Genomic DNA, 17,738 nt, shown 5'->3' with positions numbered 1-17,738 from the left:
TCCCGTGCCACCAGCGTGGCACGCCGCGCCTTCGGCCGTGGTGATTCCGACGTAAATCGGGCCGGGCGGTTGACCCCGCGCGGCGGCCCTGTCCGATACGCCGAACGCCCGTCCGGCGAACCCCCTGAAAGAGGTCCGCCGGACGGGCGTGGGCACGTGCACGGCCCCGGACACGCGTCGGCTCGCCGCCGTGCGACGAGCCCGAAGGACCGGGACGGGATCCTGGCCGCCGGCCAGGACAGGACCTACTGCTTGGCGACGAAGACGTGCGCGGCGACCTCGGCCTCCAGCTCGGCGGCCTCGCCGCTGCTGCCGACCAGGACACCGCCCGGAGACTCGGTCACGCTGACGACGGAGCCGGGCTGCACGCCCGCCCGACGCAGCGTGTACATCAGCTGGGCGTCGGTCTGGATCGGCTCGCCGATGCGGCGGACGATCACCGTCTTGCCCTCGTTGCCCGCGTCCAGGTCCGCCAGCGACACCATGGAGTCGTCCAGGAAGGACTCCGCCTCGGCCTTCTCGCCCAGCTCCTCCAGGCCCGGGATCGGGTTGCCGTACGGCGACTCCGTCGGGTGCCGCAGCAGCTCCAGCACGCGGCGCTCGACGGCCTCGCTCATCACGTGCTCCCAGCGGCACGCCTCGGCGTGGACCTGCTCCCACTCCAGGCCGATGACGTCGACGAGCAGGCACTCGGCGAGCCGGTGCTTGCGCATCACGCGCGTGGCCAGCCGCCGGCCCTCGTCCGTCAACTCCAGGTGCCGGTCGCCCGCGACGGTCACCAGACCGTCCCGCTCCATGCGGGCGACCGTCTGGCTCACGGTCGGACCGCTCTGGTCCAGCCGCTCCGCGATCCTGGCACGCATCGGGACCACACCTTCTTCCTCGAGCTCGAGGATGGTGCGGAGATACATCTCCGTTGTGTCGATCAGTCCGGACATACGTGCCCCTCGATGAGTTGTGCGCTGGCCCTGCACCAATTCTGACGCATCCCGCCGACAACCGTGCCGCGCCGGGGTGAGGCGGTATTGACAGAGCAATGGTCCAGACCGCACCGTGATCCGCGACACGACGACAAGGAGCTTCTGGAATGGGCGACGGCGCGCGCGAGAGCAAGCTGGCCGGACAGTTCTTCGACGCCGCGATCGGCCTGCTCCAGCAGGTGCGCGACGAGGACTCCGGGGAGATCGCCGCCGCCGGCGCCGCGATCGCCGAGACCGTCGCCGCGGGCGGCCGGCTCTTCGCCTTCGGCGCCGGCCACTCCTCGCTCGCCGCCCAGGACGTGGTCTACCGGGCGGGCGGACTGGCCCTGATGAACCTGCTGGTCGTGCCGGGCGTCGTCGGCGTCGACGTGATGCCCGCGACCCTCGGCTCGGCGCTGGAGCGGGTGGACGGCCTCGCGAGCGCGGTCCTGGACTCCTCCCCCGCGGCGGCGGGCGACGTGCTCGTCATCATCTCCCTCTCGGGCCGCAACGCCCTGCCGGTCGAGATGGCCATGAACGCCCGCGCGCTCGGCCTCAAGGTGATCGGCGTGACGTCGGTGGCGTACGCGACGGAGACGAAGTCCCGGCACGTCTCGGGGACGTACCTGAAGGACCACTGCGACATCGTCCTCGACTCCCGGATCGCCGTCGGCGACGCGGAACTCACCCACGAGGGCATCGAGGCCCCCTTCGCGCCCGCCTCGACGGTCGTCACCAGCGCCCTGATGCAGGCCATGATGGCGGCCGCCGCCGAGGAGCTCGTCCGCCTGGGCGTCGAGCCGCCGCTGCTGCGCTCGGGGAACGTGGACGGCGGGCACGAGTGGAACGGGCGCGTGATGACGGAGTACCGCGACCGGATCTTCTACCGGCACTGAGCGGACCCGTCGGCACGGACGCCCCGCCGGCCCCTGCCGTCCCCCGCGACCCGCGACCCGCCGGTGGACGGAACTCCCTTGACCTTCGTCCGCCCCCGGATGAAGCATGTTCCGCGTCCGAACGGGCCTGCGAACGAACGGGGTTGAGGAACATGGCGAAGACGGCACGGAGAACGGCCGGCCTGGTGGCCGTGACGGCGGCGGCGGCGCTCGGACTGGGAGCCGCGGTGGCGAGCCCGGCACAGGCGGCGGCCTCGGACTACGTCGCCTCCTACCGCTACCTGTCGGACTGCCAGCGGACCGGCGCGATGTACGTCCACTACAACGGGGCTCACTCGTACTACTGCTCCGGCAACTACGCCGTGGGCTACTCGCTGTACGTGCAGTACCAGGTGTGACGCGCGGCGGGCGCCCTCAGGCCCCCGGGCCGGGCGCGCCCGCCGGGTCCTTCCCCGCCAGGTCCAGGGAGGCCGCGACCCGGACCGCCACGGTCTCCGCGTAGACCGCGTCCGGGCGCTCGAAAGCGGGGCGGGAGGCCGCGCGGAGCAGCGTCAGCACCCCGACCGTACGGCCCCGGCTGCGCAACGGCATGCACAGGGCGTGGACGGCGTCGCGCGGCCACCGGCGTTCTCCGGCCCAGTCCTCGGCGGCCTTCGCGTTCCCCGCCGAGGCGGAGCAACGGACCGGACCCAGGCGGTTCACGGCCTGCAGGGCGGGATGACCCGAGGCGTAGCGCAGCGGGATCCCGCCGCCCGCGACCGGCGCGACCGGGCCCGGCGCTCCCGCCGGTGTGGCCGCCACCCGGAACAGCCTGTCCGAGCCCGCCGTCACGTCCACGAGCGCGTGATCCGCGAAGCCGGCCAGGGCGAAGTCCAGCAGTACCGTGGCCGCCTCCATCGGGTCCTCGCACTCGGCCGCCGCCGCGCCCGCGCGGTGCAGCTGGCTGTAGCGGAAGCGCAGCCGGTCCGCCTCCTGCTCGGCCAGCCTCTCCTCCGTCACGTCCTGGAAGAGCCAGCCCACACCCAGCGGCACCGGCTCCTCCGCCAGGGGTGAGGCGAGTCGCAGGAAGCCGCTCCGCCAGCACCGCCGGCGCTCGCCCTGTGCGGTCCGCAGAGTCACCCACACCTCGGACAGCGCCCGCGGCGCCCCCTCCGCGAGGACGTGCTGGAGCGCGCCCTCCAGGTCCTCCACGCCCTGGACGATCAGCTCGCCGAGCGGCCGGCCCAGCAGCGCCGTGCGCCCGACGCCCATCACCCGGGCCGCGTGGGCGTTGACGACGGCCGGCCGCAGATCGACGTCGACGAGGACGACTCCCCAGGACGCGTCCTCGAACAGCGCCTCGCTCAGCGCGATCGACCGCTCCAGGTCGATCTGCGCGTGGACCTCGCTGAACGCGCAGTACACCCCGGCCGGAGAGCCGTCGGGCCCCCGCACGCCGGCCGACTGCGTCCGCACGAGCACCCGGCCGCCGTCCTTGCGCAGCAGCGCGAACTCGTGCACCTGGCGCCCCGGTGCCCCCATCGCGCCCATGAGCCGCGCGAGCGCCTGTTCCGCGTCGGCCGTACGCGCCGCCCAGCCGTCGAACCCGTGCCGCCCCACGGCCTCCCCGGCCGACCAGCCGAGGATCCGCTCGGCCTCACGGTTCCAGTGGGTGACGTGCCCGCCGGCGTCGAGCGCGCAGAGTGCGGCGTCCATCCCGTCCAGCAGGGCGGCCAGCAGATCCGCCCCCGGACCGGGCCCGTCGGCCGCCCGTCGCGCGGTCTCGCTCGTGGAAGCACTCATCCCGAACCCCCTGGCAGGACGGTGTACGCGCGTGCATCCGCACGCCCCCGGCAATTCAACTGGAACGTGACCCAGGACACACCCGGTTCGAGGAAATCGTTGCACCGCGGAAACGAACCGGTCCAGGCGGGATCCGGACCCGTCCGCCGGGACTCTTTCGGCAGCGGTCCCGTAAATCGCTTGAGCCCGCGCACCGGGCTTCCTAGTGTGGTCTCACACGCTGAAAGGAGGTGATCCGAAAACATGGTTTCTTTTCGGACTCGTGAGGTGACTGCGGGCTAAGGCCTGCCGTCGCACTCTGTGCACCTCGGCAGGCCTTCTGCCGACAACAACGCAGTCACCCGACCCGTGGGCCGCCGGTAAGTCCGGCCGGCTTCCGTCCGAACTCGAGCGGACGGGACCAGGCCCACGGGTCGTCTGCGTTCTCGGGCGCGCCACCCCGCGCCCGCACCGCCGCCGGGACGGGCGGCACGCGCGCACCGCCCGGCATCAGGGCGACAGCCGCTCCACCCGCCACTCGGCCGTGCCCGCGCCGTCTCCGCCGTCGCCGACCCGCGCGTACCGCAGCCGGTCGTGCAGCCGGTTCTCGTGGCCCTGCCAGAACTCCACCGTCTCCGGCACGACCCGGAAACCGCCCCATTCCGGCGGCACCGGCACCTGCTCGCGGTCCGGGTAGCGCGCGGCGAGCTCCTCGTAGCGGGCCAGCAGCTCCTCACGCGACGCGATGACCGAGGACTGGTGACTGGCCCAGGCGCCGAGCTGCGAGCCGTGCGGGCGGGTACGGAAGTACGCGGCCGTCTCGTCGCGGCCGGTGCGGACCGCCCGGCCGGTGACGATGACCTGGCGGGCCAGCGGGTGCCAGGGGAAGAGCAGCGAGACGTACGGGTTGGCCGTCAGCTCGGCGCCCTTGCGGGAGAGGTAGTTGGTGTAGAAGACGAACCCGGCCTCGTCGTAGTGCTTGAGCAGCACCGTGCGGGAGGACGGGCGGCCGTCGGGGGCCGCCGTCGAGACGACCATCGCGTTCGGCTCGTGGATCGCCGGACTGTCGGCCGTCTCCTTGAACCAGCGCGCGAACTGTTCGACGGGTGCGGGGGCGAGGTCGCCCACCGTCAGCTGCGGGGTGCGGTACTGCTCGCGCATGTCGGCGGGATCGAGAGCGTCGGTCACGGACATCATCCTGCCGCAGTGGCGCAGTCTGCCCGGCACCGCCTGACGGTAATCCTCCGTCGCCGGATCGGCGCAGTGTGCCGGATGTCACGCTTCCCCGCATCATCGGAACCGTACAGACTCTTTCGCTGGACGACTGTTAGATCCCGACCAACACCCGGATGATTGATCATCGATAGAGGAGCCGCCTGATGTCCGACTTCGTACCCGGACTCGAAGGAGTCATCGCGTTCGAAACGGAGATCGCCGAACCGGACAAGGAGGGCGGCGCGCTCCGGTACCGCGGCGTCGACATCGAGGACCTGGTCGGCCACGTCTCCTTCGGCAACGTCTGGGGCCTCCTCGTCGACGGCGCCTTCGACCCGGGCCTGCCGGCCGCCGAACCCTTCCCCATCCCGGTGCACTCCGGTGACATCCGCGTCGACGTCCAGTCCGCGCTCGCCATGCTCGCCCCGGTCTGGGGCCTCAAGCCGCTTCTCGACATCGACGCCGAGCAGGCCCGCGAGGACCTCGCCCGGGCCGCCGTCATGGCGCTGTCGTACGTCGCCCAGTCGGCGCGCGGCCAGGGCCTGCCCATGGTCCCGCAGAGCGAGATCGACAAGGCCGAGTCGGTCGTCGAGCGGTTCATGATCCGCTGGCGCGGCGAGCCCGACCCCCGGCACGTCAAGGCCGTCGACGCGTACTGGACCTCCGCCGCCGAGCACGGCATGAACGCCTCCACCTTCACCGCCCGCGTCATCGCCTCCACCGGCGCCGACGTGGCCGCGGCCCTCTCGGGCGCGGTCGGCGCCATGTCCGGGCCGCTGCACGGCGGGGCCCCGTCCCGCGTCCTCGGCATGATCGAGGAGATCGAGCGGACCGGCGACGCCGTGGCGTACGTGAAGAAGGCCCTCGACAAGGGCGAGCGCCTGATGGGCTTCGGCCACCGCGTCTACCGCGCGGAGGACCCGCGCGCCCGCGTGCTGCGCCGTACCGCCAAGGAGCTGGACGCGCCGCGCTACGAGGTGGCGGCGGCACTGGAGAAGGCCGCGCTGGAGGAGCTGCACGCCCGCCGCCCGGACCGGGTCCTGGCGACGAACGTGGAGTTCTGGGCGGCGATCATGCTGGACTTCGCCGAGGTCCCGGCGCACATGTTCACCTCGATGTTCACCTGCGCCCGCACGGCCGGCTGGTCGGCCCACATCCTGGAGCAGAAGCGCACGGGCCGCCTGGTGCGCCCCTCCGCCCGCTACACCGGCCCGAGCCGGCGCGACCCCCGCGACATCGACGGGTACGCCGACCTGGCCTCCTTCGCGGGCTAGAACGCATCCCCCACGTGCCGGGGCCCGGCAGGCGACCGCCTGCCGGGCCCCGGCGCGTCGGCGCGCCGCACAGCCCCCGCCGTCACCCCGCGGTGGTCAGCTGGCGGCCCTCCGCGGCCAGCAGGTCCGCGTGGTGGCGGGCCGCGACCAGCGGGTGGGCGCGCAGCTTGCCCTTGAGCTCGTTGCGGCCGTACTCGGCGAATAGCGGATTCGCCGGGTCGGTCGTCACGCCGGGCGCCGCCGAGGCGTACGGGAAGGTCAGCGGCGTGATCCGGGCGTCGAGCCGCGGGTTGTAGAAGAACGGGACCGAGAAGCGTTCCGTCGCCCCGGGCGGGGAGACCACCCGGTGCTTGGTCGCGACCAGATAGCCGTTCGTCGCGACCTCCAGGAGCTCGCCGAGGTTGACGACGAAGGCCCCGCGCAGCGGCGGCACGTCGTGGAAGACGCCGTCCTCGCGCTCGACCTGGAGGCCGCCGACGTGGTCCTGTAGGAGCAGGGTCAGGAAGCCGTAGTCCTTGTGGGCGCCGACGCCCTGGTCGGCGCCGTCGCCGGCGCTTCCCGGGTATCGCACCAGCTTGAGGTGCGGATGGGCGTGGGGGCCGAAGTTGTCGTCGTAGAAGCCCTCGGGCGCCCCGATCGAGACGAGCAGCTCGTGCAGCAGCCGCTCGGCGACCCCGCTGAGCCGCTCGACCCAGTTCAGGGCGGCGATCCGCAGTTCGGGCAGGGCGGCGGGCCACTGGTTGGGCCCCTGGAGCCACCAGTACGGGGCCTCCCCCGGGCCGGGGACGTGGGCGGGCCGCTCGGCACCGATGTCGAGCTGGTCGCGCCAGTCGCGCGAGCCGCCGGTGCGCTCGTCGCCGACCCGGGTGTAGCCCCGGAAGTGCGGCGAGTTGATGTTGTCGATGGCGAGCCGGTCGGCCTCCGGCAGGGCGAAGAAGGCCCGCATCGCGGAAGTGAGCGCGGTGGTCTCCGCCGCGGTGACGCCGTGCCCCACCAGCTGGAAGAAGCCCACGTCGTGGGCGGCACTGTGGAGCTGGGCGTGCAGCAGACGCCGGGCCTGGGGACCGCGGCCGGCGGCGGCGAGGTCGACGATGGGGAGCTGGGAGGTGTACGTCATGGTGTGCATCCGCGGGGTGTACGGGAGCCCGGGCGCCACCGCCGGGGGTGGGGCGGGGGCCACGGGTGCTGCCTGAGAGAAGAAGGGCTCGCCCCTGAGGGCGTCGGGATCAGGCGGAGCGTCGACAGCCCATGCTCGTGACGCGGACGAAGTCCACGTGGCGGCGGCGTACGAGCGAAAGCATGCGACCAGCGTACTGCGGCGCGCGCCGAACAGGTGTGGCTCCGGTCACGGCCCTCGCCCGCGCCCCCGGGCGGCCGCCCCGGACGGACCCGTCAGCCCAGCGCCTCGTCCAGCAGCACGGCCCACTGCGCGACCACGCGCTCGCGCCGCGCCCGGTCGTCGGTCAGCAGCGTCGCCAGGCCCAGACCGCGGGCCATGTCCAGCAGCCCCTGGACCGTCTCGCGAACCCCCGGCACGGATTCGTCCGCGCCCAGCAGCTCGACCGCGATGCGGTGCGACTCGCGGCCGACCCGCGCCTCCAGCTCGGTCACCCGGGCCCGCAGCTGCTCCTCGCCGGAGGCCGCGACCCACAGGTGGAGGGCGGCCCGGAAGAGCGGGCCGGTGAAGAGGCCGACGACGGCGGCGACGACCTCCGGGCGACTCTGCACCGGCAGGGTGCGCAGCGCCTGGGAGCGCTCCTCGGCCACGTACTCGACGGCCGCGGTGAACAGGTCCTCCCGGGTCGGGAAGTGGTGCTGGGCCGCCCCGCGCGAGACGCCGGCCCGCTCGGCCACCACCGAGACGGTGGAACCCGCCCAGCCGTGCTCGGCCAGGCAGGACACCGCCGCCTCCAGGAGCCGCTGCCGGGTGGCCCGGCTGCGGTCCTGCTTGGGAGAGGTCACCACACCCATTCGGGGTCCCGTCGTTCGAGGAAGGCCGTCATCCCCTCGCGCGCCTCGGCGGACGCGAACAGCGACGCGGACCGCTGGACCAGCTCCTCCGCGTCGCGCTCGAAGGTCTCCAGGACTTTAGCCGTGACCAGCCGCTTCGACTCGGCCAGGCCCTGCGGGGAACCCTTGCGCAGACCGTCCAGAATGCCGTCCAGTTCCTCGTCGAGGGCCGTGACCAGGCCCATCCGGACCGCCTCCGCCACCCCGAAACGCTCGCCCGTCAGGTAGTACCGCGCCGCCGCCCGCTGCTCCAGCTTCGGCAGCAGCGTCAACGAGATCACCGCCGGGGCCACCCCGATCCGCGCCTCGGTGAGGGCGAAGTCCGCCTCCGCGGAGGCCACGACCAGGTCGCAGGCGCCCAGCACGCCGAGGCCGCCGGCCCGGGCGTGCCCCCGTACGACCCCCACGACGGGCTTCGGCAGTTCCACGATCTGCCGGAGCAGCGCCACGAAGGTGTACGGGTTCGGCGGGGCCTTCAGGTCCGCGCCCGCGCTGAACGTGGAACCGGAGTGCGCCAGCACCACCGCCCGCACCGCGGGATCCTTCCCGCACGCCGCCAGGGCCGCCGCGAGCTCGGCGACGAGGGTCGCCGAGAGCGCGTTGCGGTTGGCGGGCGAGTCCAGGGTCAGGGTCGTGATGCCGCGCTCCTCGGCGGCGGTAACCAGGGTCATGCGCCTTCTCGCTCCCTCAGTTCGCGGCGCAGGATCTTCCCCGACGCGGCCCTGGGGACCGTGTCGACGAACTCCACGCGCCGGATCTTCTTGTACGGGGCCACCTTCCCGGCCACGAAGTCGATCACGTCCGTCGCGGTCAGGTCGTCGGCGCCCGCCTGCCGGACGACGTACGCCTTCGGTATCTCCGTGCCGTCCTCGTCGTACACCCCGATCACGGCCGCGTCCGCGACCCGCTCATGGGTGAGGAGCAGCGCCTCCAGCTCGGCCGGTGCGACCTGGAAGCCCTTGTACTTGATGAGCTCCTTGACCCGGTCGACGACGAAGAGCCAGCCGTCCTCGTCGACCCGGCCGACGTCCCCGGTGTGCACCCATCCGTCGGCGTCGATCATGGCGGCGGTGGCGTCGGGCCGGCCCAGGTAGCCCTTCATCACCTGCGGGCCGCGGATCGCGATCTCGCCCTCCTCGCCGACGGCCGCGTCCCGGTCCGGGTCCGTCAGCGAGACCAGCCGCATCTCGGTGGACGGCAGCAGCTTCCCGACGGTCCCGGACGGCGGGTCCGGTGCCTCCAGCGGCACGACGTGCGTCCCCGGCGACAGTTCCGTCATGCCGTACGCCTGCCGGATCGGCGGCAGGTTCAGCCGCTCCGAACAGGCCCGGGCGAGCGCGCCGTCCAGCGGGGCGGCCGAGCAGACGATGTACTCCAGCGACGACAGGTCGTACCGCGCGACCGCCGGGTGCTTCGCCAGGGCGAGCACGATCGGCGGCGCCACGTACAGGGCGTTGATCCGGTGCTTCTCGATCGCCGCCAGGAACTGGTCGAGGTCGAAGCGCGGCAGCACGACGACCGTGGCGCCCTTGCGCAGCGGGGCGTTCATCAGCGCGGTCAGGCCGTAGATGTGGAAGAACGGCAGCACCGCGAGGATCCGGTCGCCCGGCCCCATCGGGATGAACGGTTCGAGCTGGGCCAGGTTGGTGGCGATCGACCGGTGGGTGAGCATCACGCCCTTCGGTATCCCGGTCGTGCCCGAGGAGTACGGCAGGGCGGCGATGTCCTCGTCGGGGTCGATGGCGACCTCGGGCTCGGGCGCGTTCGTGCCGAGCATCGCCTGCAGCGAGCGGTACCCGTCCTGGCCCGCGGCCTGGTCGCAGATCAGGATCTCCTCGACACCGCCCGCGAGTTCGGCGGCCAGCCGGGCCGTCTCGACGAGCGGGGACACGGTGACGATCCAGCGGGCCGCGGAATCGCGCAGCTGCTTGGCGAACTCCTCCGGCGTGGACAGCGGATGGACGGTGGTCACGGCGGCGCCGGCCCGGGAGGCGGCGTAGAACGCGATCGGGAAGAGGACGGTGTTGGGGCTGTGCAGGGCGAGGACGTCGCCCGGCCGCAGCCCCGCCTCCGCCAGGCCCGCCGCGATCCGCCGGTGGAACAGGTCGACCTGCGCGTAGGTCAGGGTGATGCCGCCGGTCCCGTCGATCAGCGCGGGAGTGTCGCCCCGCTCGGCGGCGCGGCCGAGGACGGCCTCGTGGATCGGCTGGGAGACGGCCGGGACATCCGCGTACTCGCTGAGAAACACCATGCTGCACCCCTCGGGTTGCCGACAGTGGTCGCCAGAATCGCGCGTGTCAGTACGACTTGGGGAGACCCAGGGACTGATGGGACACGTAGTTGAGGATCATCTCCCGGCTGACCGGCGCGATCCGGGCGACCCGGGAGGCGGCGATGAGCCGGGCCAGACCGAACTCCCGGGTGAGACCGTTCCCGCCGAGGGTGTGCACGGCCTGGTCGACCGCCTTCACACACGCCTCGCCGGCCGCGTACTTGGCCATGTTGGCGGCCTCGCCGGCGCCGACGTCGTCCCCGGCGTCGTACAGGTGGGCGGCCTTCTGCATCATCAGCCGGGCCAGCTCCAGCTCGATGTGCGCCTGGGCCAGCGGATGGGCGATGGCCTGGTGGGCGCCGATCGGCGACTTCCAGACCTGCCGCTCCTTGGCGTACCGGACGGCCTGGTCCAGGGCGTAGCGGCCCATTCCGATGGCGAAGGCCGCCGTCATGACCCGCTCGGGGTTGAGCCCGGCGAAGAGCTGGAGGAGGCCCGCGTCCTCGTCGCCGACCAGCGCCTCGGGCGGCAGGTGGACGTCGTCCAGCGTCAGCTCGAACTGCTTCTCCTGGGCGTCCAGTTCCATGTCGATGTGACGTCGTCCGAAGCCCGGGGCGTCACGCGGGACGACGAAGAGACACGGCTTGAGGGTGCCGGTCCGGGCGTCCGAGGTCCGGCTCACGATCAGGGTGGCGTCGGCGATGTCGACGCCGGAGACGAACACCTTCCGCCCGTTCAGGACCCAGCCCTGCTCGGTCCGCGTGACGGTCGTCGTGATCCGGTGCGAGTTGGACCCCGCGTCCGGCTCGGTGATGCCGAACGCCATGGTGCGGCTGCCGTCGGCGAGACCGGGCAGCCACTCCCGCTTCTGCTCCTCGGTGCCGAACCGGGCGATGACCGTGCCGCAGATCGCGGGCGAGACGATCATCATCAGCAGCGGCGCGCCGGCCGCGCCCGCCTCCTCCAGGACGATGGAGAGCTCGGCGATGCCGCCGCCCCCGCCGCCGTACTCCTCGGGCAGGTTCACGCCGAGGTAGCCGAGCTTGCCGGCCTCGGCCCAGAGCGTGGCCCGGTCGAAATCGCGGCCGTGGCGCTGCCCGAGGGCGGAGACGGCGGCGCGCAGGGCGGCGTGCTCGGCGGACTCGACGACGGATCCGGTCATTGCTCTTCCTCCTGTGCTTCGTGCTGAACGACGGCGAGCAGGGCACCGACCTCGACCTGGCGGCCGGGGACGGCGTGGAGCGCGGTGAGCGTGCCGGAGGCGGGCGCGATGATGCGGTGCTCCATCTTCATGGCCTCCAGCCAGAGCAGCGGCTGCCCGGCGGTGACGGTGCCGCCGACGGCCAGGCCCTCGGCGACCCGGACGACGGTGCCGGGCATGGGCGCGAGCAGGGAGCCGGGCTCCCGCTGCGCGGTCGGATCGGGGAAACGGGGACGGACGGTGAGCCGGTGCGGGCCGACGTGGACGGTGTCGCCGTACCGGGACACCTCGAAGTCGCGTACGACCCCGTCGACTTCGAGCCGGACCCGGCCGGGCGCAGCCGTCACGGCGCGGACGCCCTCGGGGGCCAGGACCTCGTACCCGCCGCCCCGGGTGGGCCGGTAGCGCACCTCGTGGTCGCCGTACGTCCTGCTCTGGTCCTGCGAGGCCACGTTCCGCCAGGCGCCGCCGAACCGGCCGCCGCGGGACGCCGCCTCCGCGAGCGCGGCGGCAACGGCCGCCTCCGCCTCCCCCGGCAGCGGGCCGGTCAGCTCGTCCAGGTGACGCTCGTAGAACCCGGTGTCGAGCCGGTCCGCGTCCAGGAACGCGGGATGCCGCAACGAGGCGACCAGCAGGTCCCGGTTGGTGACCGGCCCGTGGATCCGGGCCCGGGACAGCACGTGCGCGAGCCGGCGCGCGGCCTCGGCCCGGGTCCGCGCGTGGACGACGACCTTGGCGAGCATCGGGTCGTAGTGCACCCCGACGGCGTCCCCCGAGGCGTAGCCGCTGTCGACCCGCAGACGGGACCCCGTCACGACGCCCGGGAATCCGGCGCCGTCCGGCCCGTCGGGGAACTCCAGGGCGTGCAGCACACCCGTCTGCGGGGCCCAGCCACGCGACGGGTCCTCCGCGTAGAGCCGTGCCTCGATCGCGTGCCCCGTGGCCCGCGGCGGCTCGCCCGGCAGCGCGGCGCCCTCGGCGACCGCGAGCTGGAGCGCGACCAGGTCGACACCGAAGACCGCCTCGGTCACCGGGTGCTCGACCTGGAGACGGGTGTTCATCTCCAGGAAGTGCGCCCGGCCGTCCGCGACCAGGAACTCCACCGTGCCCGCCCCGACATAGCCGACCGCCCGGGCCGCCGCCACCGACCGCTCACGCAGCTCCTCGACGAGCCCGGGCTCCAGACCCGGCGCCGGAGCCTCCTCGACGACCTTCTGGTGCCGGCGCTGGAGCGAGCAGTCACGCGTGCCGAGCGCCCACACCGCGCCGTGCCCGTCGGCCAGGACCTGCACCTCGACGTGCCGGCCGTTCTCGACGTACGGCTCGACGAACACCTCACCGTCCCCGAAGGCACTCGCCGCCTCCGCCGACGCGGCGGCCAGCTCCTCCTCCAGCGCGGCCAGCTCGCGCACGATCCGCATACCGCGGCCACCACCGCCCGCCGCCGCCTTCACCAGCACCGGCAGGTCCGCCTCGGTCACCTCGGCCAGCGGGGCGACGCCCAGCAGCTCCTTCGCCCGTGTCTTCGACGCCATCGCCTCGATCGCGGCCGGCGGCGGACCGATCCAGACCAGACCGGCGTCGGTCACCGCCCGGGCGAAGTCCGCGTTCTCCGACAGGAACCCGTATCCCGGGTGCACCGCGTCCGCCCCGGCCGCCAGCGCCGCCTTCACCACCAGATCGCCGCGCAGGTACGTCTCCGCGGGCGCCGAACCCGGCAGCCGCACCGCCGCGTCGGCCTCCCGGACGTGCAGCGCCGAGGCGTCGGCGTCCGAGTACACGGCCACCGTCCCGATGCCCAGCTCACGGCACGTACGGAACACCCGGCAGGCGATCTCCCCGCGGTTGGCGACGAGTACCGACTGAATCATCGAAGCTGCCTCACATTCGGAAGACGCCGAAGCCGCCGCGCGCGCCCTCGACCGGTGCCGTGTGGATCGCGGACAGGCACAGCCCGAGGACCGTGCGGGTGTCGCGGGGGTCGATGACGCCGTCGTCGTAGAGCCGCCCCGACAGGAACATCGGCAGCGACTCCGACTCGATCTGCGCCTCGACCATCGCGCGCAGGCCCGCGTCCGCCTCGTCGTCGTAGGGCTGCCCCTTCGCCGCGGCGGCGGCCCGCGCCACGATCGACAGCACGCCCGCCAGCTGCTGCGGGCCCATGACGGCCGACTTCGCGCTCGGCCAGGCGAAGAGGAACCGCGGGTCGTAGGCCCGGCCGCACATGCCGTAGTGCCCGGCGCCGTACGACGCACCCATGAGCACGCTCAGATGCGGCACCCGGCTGTTCGACACCGCGTTGATCATCATCGCGCCGTGCTTGATGATGCCGCCCTGCTCGTACTCCTTGCCGACCATGTAGCCGGTGGTGTTGTGCAGGAAGACCAGCGGGATGTCGCGCTGGTTGGCGAGCTGGATGAACTGCGCCGCCTTCTGCGACTCGGCGGAGAACAGCACGCCCTGCGCGTTGGCGAGGACACCCACCGGATAGCCGTGCAGCGACGCCCAGCCGGTCACCAGACTCGGCCCGTACAGCGGCTTGAACTCGTCGAAGTCCGAGCCGTCCACCACCCGGGCGATCACCTCGCGCGGATCGAACGGCGTCTTCAGGTCACCCGGCACGATCCCGAGCAGCTCGTCCTCGTCGTACTTCGGCGGCAGCACTCCCCCCGCACCCGCCTCGAACCCCGCCGGATCGGGCCGCGCCTTGCGGTGGTTGAGCCGCGCGACGATCCGGCGCGCCTGCCGCAGGGCGTCGGGCTCGTCCACGGCGTAGTGGTCGGCGAGCCCCGAGGTCCGGGCGTGCATCTCTGCGCCGCCCAGCGACTCGTCGTCGCTCTCCTCCCCCGTCGCCATCTTCACCAGCGGCGGACCACCGAGGAAGACCTTCGACCGCTCCTTGATCATCACGGTGTGGTCGGACATGCCGGGGACGTACGCGCCACCCGCCGTCGAGTTGCCGAAGACGACCGCGATCGTCGGAATGCCGGCCGCCGACAGCCGCGTGAGGTCCCGGAACAGCGCCCCGCCCGGAATGAAGATCTCCTTCTGGGACGGCAGATCGGCACCCCCCGACTCCACCAGCGAGATGACCGGCAGCCGGTTGGCGAAGGCGATCTCGTTGGCCCGCAGCGCCTTCCGCAGCGTCCACGGATTGGAGGCCCCGCCGCGCACCGTCGGGTCGTTCGCGGTGATCAGGCATTCGACGCCCTCCACCACGCCGATGCCGGTCACCAGCGACGCGCCCACCGGATAGTCGCTGCCCCAGGCCGCGAGCGGCGACAGCTCCAGGAAGGGCGTGTCGGGGTCGACCAGCAACTCGATCCGCTCCCGGGCGAGCAGCTTGCCGCGCCCCCGGTGCCGGGCGACGTACTTCTCGCCGCCGCCCGCGAGCGCCTTGGCGTGCTCGGTGTCGAGGGCGGCCAGCTTGTCGAGCATGGCGGCGCGGTGGGCCGCGTAGTCGGGTCCGCCGGTGTCGAGGGCGGAGGCGAGCACGGTCACAGCAGTTCCTCCAGAAGGTCCACCGGGATGTCCAGGTGCCGCGAGCGGAGCCACTCGCCCAGCGCCTTGGCCTGGGGGTCGAAACGGGCCTGGGAGGCGACGCCCTCGCCGAGGAGGCCGCTGACGACGAAGTTCACCGCCCGCAGCCCGGGCAGGACATGACGCACGACGGTCAGGCCCGCGGTCTCCGGCAACAGCTCGCGGAACCGCTCCACGGTCAGGGTGTGGACGAGCCAGCGCCAGGCCGCCTCGGACCGGACCCACACGCCCACGTTGGCGTCACCGCCCTTGTCGCCGCTGCGGGCACCGGCCACCCGCCCCAGCGGAGCCCGGCGCACCGGCCCGGCCGGCAGGGGCGCGGGCAGCGCGGGCTCCGGCACCGGCTCCAGGACCCGGGTCCGCGCGGGCACGGGAACGTCCCGCCGGGTCCCGTCGGGCAGGACGGCGACGTGCGGGACCTCGGCGGCCGGCACGTACCGCGCCTCGAACACCCCGTACGGCGTGCCCTTCCCGGGCGGGGCCGTCACATGGAAACCGGGATAGCTCCCCAGCGCCAGCTCCACGGCCGCACCGGTCAGCGCCCGGCCGACGGCCTGCGGGTCCGGGTCGCGCACGACGAGCCGGAGCAGCGCGCTCGCGGTCTCCTCGGTGGCCGCGTCGGGCCGGTCGGTGCGGGCCAGTTCCCACCGCACCTCGGCGGGCCGGGCCCCGGCCCGCTCGAACGCGTCCTCGACCTGGTCCCGGACGAGGCCCGCCTTCTCCTCGATGTCGAGGCCGGTCAGGACGAAGACCACCTCGTTGCGGAAGCCGCCCAGCCGGTTCACCCCGACCTTCAGCGTGGGCGGCGGAGCCTCGCCCCGCACGCCGCCGACCGCGACCCGGTCGGGACCCTCCTGGCCGAGCCGGACGGTGTCGAGGCGGGCCGTCACGTCGGGGCCGGCGTAACGGGCGCCCCCCGTCTCGTACAGCAACTGGGCGGTGACCGTGCCGACGTCGACGAAACCGCCCGTGCCGGAGTGCTTGGTGATGACGGACGTGCCGTCGGCATGGATCTCGGCGACCGGGAACCCGGGCCGGCGCACGTCGGCCGGGCGGAAGAAGGCGTAGTTGCCGCCGGTGGCCTGGGTACCGCACTCCAGGACGTGCCCGGCCACGACCGCGCCCGCCAGCTTGTCGTGCCAGTCGGGGTCCTCGGGAGACCAGCCGAAACGCCACTGCGCGGGCCCGGTGACCAGGGCGGCGTCGGTGACCCGGCCGGTGACGACGACGTCCGCGCCGGCATCCAGACAGGCGGCGATCCCGCCGCCGCCGAGGTAGGCGTTCGCCGTCAGCACGCCGTCGGCGGCGGGCAGCCGGTCACCCTCGACGTGCGCGATCCGGGTCGGAAGACCGAGCCGCTTCGCCAGGGCGCGCAGCGCCTCGGCGAGTCCCGGCGGATTGAGACCGCCCGCGTTGGCGACGATCCTGACGCCCCGCTCGTGCGCGAGACCCAGCCCCTCCTCCATCTGACGCAGGAAGGTCCTGGCATACCCGGCGTCCGGGTCCTTCAGGAGGTCGCGGCCGAGGATGAGCATCGTCAGCTCGGCGAGGTAGTCACCGGTCAGGACGTCGAGCTCGCCGCCGGTGAGCATCTCGCGCACGGCGTCGAAGCGGTCGCCGTAGAAACCGGAGGCGTTGCCGATACGGAGGATCACGGCCGCTCCCCGCGCGATCGGCCCGGACCGGCGGGCCCGGCGAAGGCCTGGGCGATGGTCAGCCACTCCTCGGCGTCGCCGCCCTCCGCCAGGAGACCGGTGTCGGCCCGGTGCACCCGCTGGGTGACGAGGAGGCAGAAGTCGAGGGCCGAACCGGTGATCCGCTGGACGGCGTCGGCCGGCCCGTACGTCCACTCCTCGCCGTCGGGGGCGACGAGCTCGATCCGGAACGGCTCGTCGGGCGCCTTCAGACCACGGACGAGATAGGCGTAGTCACGGGCCCTGATGCCGATCCAGGCGACGTGCCGCAGCCGGGCGGTCGGCTCGCGCACCACCCCGAGGGCGTCGGCCACGTCCTGCCCGTGCGCCCAGGTCTCCATGAGCCGCGCGGTCCCCATGGACACGGCGCTCATCGGCGGCCCGTACCAGGGGAACCGGGCACCCGGAGGGGCGGCCCGCAGCGCTTCCTGAAGCCGCTCCCGCCCGGTGCGCCACCGCTCCAGCAGCACGGCGGGCGGCAGCGCGGCACCTTCCTCGGCGCCCGCGTCGACGAAGGTGTCGGGGGCCGCGAGGGCCTTCTCGGTCTCGGCCGCGAAGCCGGCGGGATCGGTGGCGGCGAGCAGGGCCGCCCGGTCGGTCCAGGCGAGATGCGCGATCTGATGCGCGACGCTCCAGCCGGCGGCCGGAGTCGGGGCCGCCCATTCCGCGTCGCTCAGCCCTCTGACGAGCCGGTCGACTTCTTCGCTCTCACTGCGCAGATCGTCGAGGACGACGACGGGGTCGGACACGGTGCGCTCCCCTCGGGGCACGGGCGAACCACGGGCGTGTGCCGAGGAGCATGGCAGCGGCGGGGGAAACAATCAAGCGTGCTTGCTTGAGAATTTTCGGGGGGGGGAGGGGAGCGGGGCGGGAGGGGAGCGGGGCGGGAGGGGAGCGGGGCGGGAGGGGGAGTGGA

At 73.3% G+C, this 17,738-nt stretch carries 15 protein-coding genes; 3 read left to right on the top strand and 12 right to left on the bottom strand.

Annotation, left to right across the window (positions count from 1 at the left end):
• Positions 1-245 precede the first annotated feature (245 nt).
• Positions 246-938, bottom strand: a complete 693-nt coding sequence (locus ACGFZF_RS30715; protein ID WP_147978483.1) for a metal-dependent transcriptional regulator — start codon at positions 936-938, stop codon at positions 246-248.
• Positions 939-1,087: 149 nt separating this feature from the next.
• Between ACGFZF_RS30715 and ACGFZF_RS30710 the strand changes: the two genes are divergently transcribed.
• Positions 1,088-1,855 (top strand): SIS domain-containing protein, encoded by a 768-nt coding sequence (locus ACGFZF_RS30710; RefSeq protein ID WP_356599918.1) that lies wholly within the window; start codon positions 1,088-1,090, stop codon positions 1,853-1,855.
• Positions 1,856-2,007: 152 nt separating this feature from the next.
• Positions 2,008-2,253: a hypothetical protein gene (locus tag ACGFZF_RS30705; protein ID WP_393559468.1), complete on the top strand. Its 246-nt coding sequence runs from the start codon at positions 2,008-2,010 to the stop codon at positions 2,251-2,253.
• 16 nt (positions 2,254-2,269) lie between these two features.
• On the opposite strand, the gene ACGFZF_RS30700 is transcribed toward ACGFZF_RS30705, so the two are convergent.
• Both ACGFZF_RS30700 and pdxH read right to left on the bottom strand, forming a co-directional pair.
• Positions 2,270-3,637 carry a PAS domain-containing protein gene (locus ACGFZF_RS30700; RefSeq protein ID WP_393559467.1) on the bottom strand — a complete coding sequence of 456 codons (1,368 nt, stop codon included), beginning with the start codon at positions 3,635-3,637 and terminating at the stop codon, positions 2,270-2,272.
• 489 nt (positions 3,638-4,126) lie between these two features.
• Complete coding sequence (gene pdxH, locus ACGFZF_RS30695) at positions 4,127-4,777, bottom strand: pyridoxamine 5'-phosphate oxidase (RefSeq protein WP_393559776.1); 651 nt, start codon at positions 4,775-4,777, stop codon at positions 4,127-4,129.
• A gap of 218 nt (positions 4,778-4,995) precedes the next feature.
• Here pdxH and ACGFZF_RS30690 point away from each other — a divergent pair, with 218 nt between their 5' ends.
• On the top strand, positions 4,996-6,105 hold the full coding sequence (locus tag ACGFZF_RS30690; RefSeq protein WP_356599925.1) for a citrate synthase 2: 1,110 nt from the start codon (positions 4,996-4,998) through the stop codon (positions 6,103-6,105).
• Between the two features lie 82 nt (positions 6,106-6,187).
• On the opposite strand, the gene ACGFZF_RS30685 is transcribed toward ACGFZF_RS30690, so the two are convergent.
• The 9 genes from ACGFZF_RS30685 to ACGFZF_RS30645 all read right to left on the bottom strand — a co-directional run bounded on the left by ACGFZF_RS30685 (position 6,188) and on the right by ACGFZF_RS30645 (position 17,571).
• Positions 6,188-7,231 (bottom strand): isopenicillin N synthase family dioxygenase, encoded by a 1,044-nt coding sequence (locus tag ACGFZF_RS30685; protein ID WP_393559464.1) that lies wholly within the window; start codon positions 7,229-7,231, stop codon positions 6,188-6,190.
• A 266-nt stretch (positions 7,232-7,497) separates the two neighbouring features.
• Positions 7,498-8,076: a TetR/AcrR family transcriptional regulator gene (locus tag ACGFZF_RS30680; protein WP_393559462.1), complete on the bottom strand. Its 579-nt coding sequence runs from the start codon at positions 8,074-8,076 to the stop codon at positions 7,498-7,500.
• Positions 8,064-8,786, bottom strand: a complete 723-nt coding sequence (locus tag ACGFZF_RS30675; protein WP_393559460.1) for an enoyl-CoA hydratase family protein — start codon at positions 8,784-8,786, stop codon at positions 8,064-8,066. The genes ACGFZF_RS30680 and ACGFZF_RS30675 overlap by 13 nt, the downstream gene beginning before the upstream one ends.
• On the bottom strand, positions 8,783-10,366 hold the full coding sequence (locus tag ACGFZF_RS30670) for a 4-coumarate--CoA ligase family protein (RefSeq protein WP_393559458.1): 1,584 nt from the start codon (positions 10,364-10,366) through the stop codon (positions 8,783-8,785). The genes ACGFZF_RS30675 and ACGFZF_RS30670 overlap by 4 nt, the downstream gene beginning before the upstream one ends.
• 46 nt (positions 10,367-10,412) lie before the next feature.
• Positions 10,413-11,549: an acyl-CoA dehydrogenase family protein gene (locus ACGFZF_RS30665; RefSeq protein WP_393559453.1), complete on the bottom strand. Its 1,137-nt coding sequence runs from the start codon at positions 11,547-11,549 to the stop codon at positions 10,413-10,415.
• On the bottom strand, positions 11,546-13,459 hold the full coding sequence (locus tag ACGFZF_RS30660) for an acetyl/propionyl/methylcrotonyl-CoA carboxylase subunit alpha (RefSeq protein ID WP_393559451.1): 1,914 nt from the start codon (positions 13,457-13,459) through the stop codon (positions 11,546-11,548). The genes ACGFZF_RS30665 and ACGFZF_RS30660 overlap by 4 nt, the downstream gene beginning before the upstream one ends.
• Before the next feature lie 10 nt (positions 13,460-13,469).
• Positions 13,470-15,089 (bottom strand): acyl-CoA carboxylase subunit beta, encoded by a 1,620-nt coding sequence (locus ACGFZF_RS30655; RefSeq protein ID WP_393559449.1) that lies wholly within the window; start codon positions 15,087-15,089, stop codon positions 13,470-13,472.
• Entirely contained in the window at positions 15,086-16,783 is a 1,698-nt protein-coding gene (locus tag ACGFZF_RS30650) for an acyclic terpene utilization AtuA family protein (RefSeq protein ID WP_393559447.1), read from the bottom strand. Before ACGFZF_RS30650 ends, ACGFZF_RS30655 begins: the two co-directional genes overlap by 4 nt.
• On the bottom strand, positions 16,780-17,571 hold the full coding sequence (locus ACGFZF_RS30645; protein ID WP_393559445.1) for a TIGR03084 family metal-binding protein: 792 nt from the start codon (positions 17,569-17,571) through the stop codon (positions 16,780-16,782). The genes ACGFZF_RS30650 and ACGFZF_RS30645 overlap by 4 nt, the downstream gene beginning before the upstream one ends.
• Between the last annotated feature and the right edge of the window lie 167 nt (positions 17,572-17,738).

The organism is Streptomyces sp. NPDC048338 (assembly GCF_043201055.1).
GTDB lineage: Bacteria > Actinomycetota > Actinomycetes > Streptomycetales > Streptomycetaceae > Streptomyces.
Note: the sequence above shows the minus strand (reverse complement) of the source record. Positions and strands in the feature narration are given on the sequence as shown.

Excerpts from the sequence above, each read along its gene's own strand:
- ACGFZF_RS30715 (WP_147978483.1), bottom strand. The coding sequence starts at position 938 with ATGTCCGGACTGATCGACACAACGGAGATGTATCTCCGCACCATCCTC.
- ACGFZF_RS30710 (WP_356599918.1), top strand. The coding sequence starts at position 1,088 with ATGGGCGACGGCGCGCGCGAGAGCAAGCTGGCCGGACAGTTCTTCGAC.
- ACGFZF_RS30705 (WP_393559468.1), top strand. The coding sequence starts at position 2,008 with ATGGCGAAGACGGCACGGAGAACGGCCGGCCTGGTGGCCGTGACGGCG.
- ACGFZF_RS30700 (WP_393559467.1), bottom strand. The coding sequence starts at position 3,637 with ATGAGTGCTTCCACGAGCGAGACCGCGCGACGGGCGGCCGACGGGCCC.
- pdxH (WP_393559776.1), bottom strand. The coding sequence starts at position 4,777 with ATGCGCGAGCAGTACCGCACCCCGCAGCTGACGGTGGGCGACCTCGCC.
- ACGFZF_RS30690 (WP_356599925.1), top strand. The coding sequence starts at position 4,996 with ATGTCCGACTTCGTACCCGGACTCGAAGGAGTCATCGCGTTCGAAACG.
- ACGFZF_RS30685 (WP_393559464.1), bottom strand. The coding sequence starts at position 7,231 with ATGCACACCATGACGTACACCTCCCAGCTCCCCATCGTCGACCTCGCC.
- ACGFZF_RS30680 (WP_393559462.1), bottom strand. The coding sequence starts at position 8,076 with ATGGGTGTGGTGACCTCTCCCAAGCAGGACCGCAGCCGGGCCACCCGG.
- ACGFZF_RS30675 (WP_393559460.1), bottom strand. The coding sequence starts at position 8,786 with ATGACCCTGGTTACCGCCGCCGAGGAGCGCGGCATCACGACCCTGACC.
- ACGFZF_RS30670 (WP_393559458.1), bottom strand. The coding sequence starts at position 10,366 with ATGGTGTTTCTCAGCGAGTACGCGGATGTCCCGGCCGTCTCCCAGCCG.
- ACGFZF_RS30665 (WP_393559453.1), bottom strand. The coding sequence starts at position 11,549 with ATGACCGGATCCGTCGTCGAGTCCGCCGAGCACGCCGCCCTGCGCGCC.
- ACGFZF_RS30660 (WP_393559451.1), bottom strand. The coding sequence starts at position 13,459 with ATGATTCAGTCGGTACTCGTCGCCAACCGCGGGGAGATCGCCTGCCGG.